We start from the raw sequence: 4,412 nt of genomic DNA on the forward strand, positions 1-4,412 counted from the left end.
AGGATTGCCGCGGCTACACCATCGGCATGCCGGGCTGCAGGACGAAAAAAAGCCCGGCAATTTTCTGCCGGGCTTCGGTATGGAGGGAACGGAAATGGTCTACTTCTTGACGAAGGTTTCGGCTTCCGCGCAGGTGGGGCACTTTTTCGGCTTGCAGCGGCTCTCTTTCTCGTAACCGCATTTCGAGCAATTCCAGACGGCCATGGGTTGGTTCCTTTCTTGAAGGCGATATGTGACCAAAGTCGTCCCCATTATAAGCAGCAGCAGCGATCTGTCAAGCAATCTCCAAGGCAAGTTCTGGCCACGGCGGCTATTGGGCGGGAGAATTTTCGATACGGCTATGGCATAATTAAAAATAGAATTCAAACGTTATTTTCAGGTGCTGCCGATGATCTTTTGCCGTTTCCGCCCGAACTTCCTGCTCTGCCTCATCCCGCTCCTGTTCGCGCTCTCGGCGGGCTGCGCCACCAGGTCCGCCGAAGAAGCGGGGATACGCGAACACCGGGAAACCTATTACTACGATGCCGAATTGGCCTTTGCCATCGAGTATCCCTCCGACTGGACACTCGAACGGGGGAGCGGCCGGCCACCGGAATCGTGCACCGTGCGCTGGCATTCCTCCGTACCGATGGACAATGCGGAACCGGTGGTCAGGGCGGCGGTGATCGCCTGTGCCCTGAGCCACTGGCCCGGTGGACCCGAAGCAATGCAGGCCGGTTTTCTGGCCGAGCACCCGGCACTGGACGTCGCCGAGCAGAAAGAAGTCGTGCTGCCCGGGGGAGAGGCAACCATGCTCCTCGGGAACGACGCCTCCCGTGCCCACCTTGCCGTCATTCTGCGAACCGAAAGCAGGGGGTACATCGTGACCTTTTCCACTCCTAGCCGCAACTTTGAAAGCTATCGTCCGCTATTCGATGAGATGCTCGCATCCTTCAAGCCGCAGCAGGAGCGGTAAACACCATTCCCCGGAGCGCCGGCTGCGCCGGCAAGTCGTCCATGGATCCTTTGCGTCTGATTGAAAAATATTATCCCGCCGGAACCGAGGCCCATCGCATCCTTTTGCGACACAGCGTCCGGGTCGCCGGCAAGGCCAGGGAGATCGCCTGGCGCCTGGCCACCGAACAAGTGGATGTCGATTTCGTCCATGAAGCGGCGCTGCTGCACGACATCGGCATGCTCTTTACCGACGCTCCGGAAATCGGCTGTCATGGTACTCTCCCCTACCTCTGCCACGGCTACAAGGGCCGCGAACTGCTCGAGTACGAAGGGCTGCCCCGGCACGCCCTGGTTTGCGACCGGCACATCGGGGTAGGGCTGAGCGCCGCCGAAATTGCGGATCAACGGCTGCCGCTGCCGGTGCGCGACATGCTGCCGTTGACCGTGGAGGAACGGATTGTCACCTACGCCGACCTCTTCTTTTCCAAGAACCCACGGGAAAACGACGCGGAGCGCTCCGTCGACAAGGTCCGGCAGACTCTCGCCCGCTACGGGGCTGAGAAGGTCGCAGTCTTCGACCGCTGGCATCTCCAGTTCAGCGGTTGAGCCGGACGCCCGGAAACAACGCTCCCGAAAACTGATTTTCGATTTCCCCCAGGACAGCGAACTGATGGAACAGTGGCTATTGGAAAGCTTTGACTGGCTTCCCTCCGGGGGAATGTACTACGCCCTGGTCGCCGCTATCTCCTTTTTTGAATCGCTTGCCGTCATCGGCATCTTCTGTCCCGGCAGCGTCCTCATCGTCTTCGCCGGTTTTCTGGCCGCCAACGGCAAAGGTTCCTACACCCTCCTGGTGATGGTTTCGGCCGGCGGCGCCATCGCCGGCGACCTGCTCAGCTACGTGCTGGGCGCCCGCTTCGGCAGCGTGTTCACGAATCTGCAACTGATGCGCAAGCGTCGGGGCCTGCTGCGCAAATCACAGATCTTTTTTCTTGAGCACGGTGGCAAGAGCGTCTTTTTCGGCCGTTTTGTCGGCTTCCTGCGGCCGTTCATCCCCTTCGTCGCCGGCACCGCCCAGATGCGTCCCAGCGCTTTCTTTCTCTACGCGCTGGTCAGCGGCATCCTCTGGGGAATAGCCTACCCGGGCCTCGGCTATTTCTTCGGCGCCAGCTGGAAGCTGGTACAGCTCTGGACGGGTCGCTTCAGCCTCCTCCTGACGATCCTGCTGCTCCTGCTGATCCTCAACGGGCTGTTCTGGAAGAAGCTTGTTCCTCGGCTGGTTCCCTGGTTATCACGACGCTGGAATCGTGTACGGCTGACCTGGCAGACATGTCTCCAGAGCCCGGCTGTACTCGGCTTCGCCTGCCGTTATCCACGTTTATGGACCTTTCTGCGCGGCCGCTTCAGCCCGCAGCACGGATCGGGCCTCTACCTGACGATCGGCTTCACGGTCAGCCTCCTCTTTGCCCTGCTCTTTCTCTGGCTGGCCGCCGACATCCCTTTCCTGGGCCGGATCGACGGGCGCCTCTATGGCCTGCTCGCGGAAACGCGCCACCCGACGGTTACCACCCTCATGCTGGTCGTCACCTCCCTGGCCAACGGACCGGCGATCGCCATGTTCGCCGGCCTGGTCCTGCTCTGGCTGATCCTGGACAATCGGGACTTTTCAGCGCTGCTGCTGCTGATCGGCCTCGGCGGCGGCGAACTGCTGGTTTTCCTCCTGAAGTTCCTCATCGACCGGCCACGTCCCGTCCCCTTTCTGACCGGACTGCAGACCATGTCCGCCAGCCTGCCGAGCGGGCACGCCTTCACCGCGCTGGTGTTTTGCGGCCTGGTCATCTACTTTTTCCTCGGCACCGTCCGCAACTGGCAATCCCGACTGGTTCTCCTGCTGAGCGGCAGCCTGCTGGCCAGCCTGGTCGGGTTCAGCCGGATCTACCTCGGCGTCCACTGGCTCAGCGACGTGCTGTCCGGCTTCGCCCTGGCCGCCGTCTGGCTGACTTTCCTGATCACCGCTTCCGAACTGCGCCGTCGATATGGCGGTGAATTTCCCTGGCAGACCGGTTGGCACCCGGTCCGTTTCTCGCACGCCGTCCGCGTGGTCACAATCTTCCTTGCCGGCCTCGGCGTCCTGGTCTGGACCGTCAATTATGTGCTGGCCAATCTTGCCGGGATCCCCGGTATCTGATCGATAAAAAACTGCAATGGATTGCAATCAGGCGGCTTTTTCTATAGGATGCGCCGCACGTAATAGCGCCAAAGGATGGAATCGAGCATGAAGGTCTCTTTACCCGCGGAATGGGAGGCGCAGGACGGTGTCCTGCTCGCCTGGCCCCACGAAACCAGTGACTGGCACCCCGTCCTTGACCTGGTGGAGCCGGTCTTTATTGAAATCATCAAGCAGATCAGCCACTTCGAGCGGGTACTCGTCGTCGCTCCCGAAGTGGAGGCGACGCGGAGTAAACTCGCGGCGGCCGGGGTGGTGCTGGAGCGGGTCGCCATCTTCGCCATCCCTTCGAACGACACCTGGAGCCGCGACTTTGGCCCGCTCACCGTCTACGAAGACGGCGTGCCGGTCCTGCTCGATTTCGGCTTCAACGGCTGGGGCCTCAAGTTCGCCGCCGACCAGGACAACCAGATCACCGCCCGCCTGCAGGCTTCTGGCGCCTTCGGGCAACTGGAGCGACGCGTCCCGGGACTCATCCTCGAGGGGGGCAGCATCGAGAGCGATGGCGCCGGAACCCTCCTCACCACCGCCGAATGTCTGCTCGGTCCCAACCGCAATCCGCACCTTGGCCGGGAGGGGGTCGAGGCGGAACTCCGCCGCTGGCTCGGTGCCGAGCGCATTCTCTGGCTCGGAAACGGTTATCTGGCCGGCGACGACACCGATTCCCACATCGACACCCTTGCCCGCCTCTGCCCGAATGACACCATCACCTACGTCGCCTGCAACGACGAACAGGACGAGCATTACGGGGCGCTGCGGCGGATGGAGGCGGAGCTGCGCGCTTTCCGCACCCGGGACGGCCGGCCCTATCGCCTGATTCCCCTCCCCTGGCCGGGCGCCAAATTTGACGAGGAAGGGACGCGGCTGCCGGCCACTTACGCCAACTTCCTGGTTATCAACAACGCCGTGCTGGTGCCGACCTATCAGGACCCGAACGACGCCGCTGCCTTGGCTGCCGTCGGGCAGGCTTTTCCGGATCGTGCTATTATCGGGATCGACTGTTTACCGCTGATCCTGCAGCATGGGTCGCTGCACTGCGTCACCATGCAGCTGCCCAGGGGAGTGTTGGGTTAGGCACGAGGCACGAGGCAGGGAAAAACCTCGGGCCTCGGGCCTTGTACCTGACTTCAGGAGTTTTCACCATGAAAGAAAAACTGATCGTCGGCCTGGTGCAGCAGAGCTGCAGTGCCGACCGCGCTGCGAACATCGAAAAGAGCATAGCCGGCATCCGCCGGGCCGCCGCGCAGGG

At 61.9% G+C, this 4,412-nt stretch carries 4 protein-coding genes; all 4 read left to right on the forward strand.

From position 1 onward, the window contains the following. Positions 1-388: 388 nt before the first annotated feature. The 4 genes from VD811_05975 (at position 389) to VD811_05990 (ending at position 4,237) form a co-directional block, all read left to right on the forward strand. The gene (locus tag VD811_05975; protein ID HXV20518.1) at positions 389-955 is read left to right on the forward strand and encodes a hypothetical protein; all 567 of its coding nucleotides are present in this window, start codon (positions 389-391) and stop codon (positions 953-955) included. 41 nt (positions 956-996) lie between these two features. Next, positions 997-1,542, forward strand: a complete 546-nt coding sequence (locus tag VD811_05980; GenBank protein ID HXV20519.1) for an HD domain-containing protein — start codon at positions 997-999, stop codon at positions 1,540-1,542. Positions 1,543-1,606: 64 nt separating this feature from the next. Further along, positions 1,607-3,124: a bifunctional DedA family/phosphatase PAP2 family protein gene (locus tag VD811_05985; protein HXV20520.1), complete on the forward strand. Its 1,518-nt coding sequence runs from the start codon at positions 1,607-1,609 to the stop codon at positions 3,122-3,124. Between the two features lie 87 nt (positions 3,125-3,211). Further along, a complete protein-coding gene (locus VD811_05990) occupies positions 3,212-4,237 on the forward strand; it encodes an agmatine deiminase family protein (GenBank protein ID HXV20521.1) in 1,026 nt (341 codons plus the stop codon). The last annotated feature ends 175 nt before the right edge of the window (positions 4,238-4,412 follow it).

This window comes from Desulfuromonadales bacterium (genome assembly GCA_035620395.1).
Classification (GTDB): Bacteria; Desulfobacterota; Desulfuromonadia; order Desulfuromonadales; family DASPGW01; genus DASPGW01.

Coding starts and splice junctions, on each gene's coding strand:
- VD811_05980 (HXV20519.1), top strand. CDS start 997: ATGGATCCTTTGCGTCTGATTGAAAAATATTATCCCGCCGGAACCGAG.
- VD811_05985 (HXV20520.1), top strand. CDS start 1,607: ATGGAACAGTGGCTATTGGAAAGCTTTGACTGGCTTCCCTCCGGGGGA.
- VD811_05990 (HXV20521.1), top strand. CDS start 3,212: ATGAAGGTCTCTTTACCCGCGGAATGGGAGGCGCAGGACGGTGTCCTG.
- VD811_05975 (HXV20518.1), top strand. CDS start 389: ATGATCTTTTGCCGTTTCCGCCCGAACTTCCTGCTCTGCCTCATCCCG.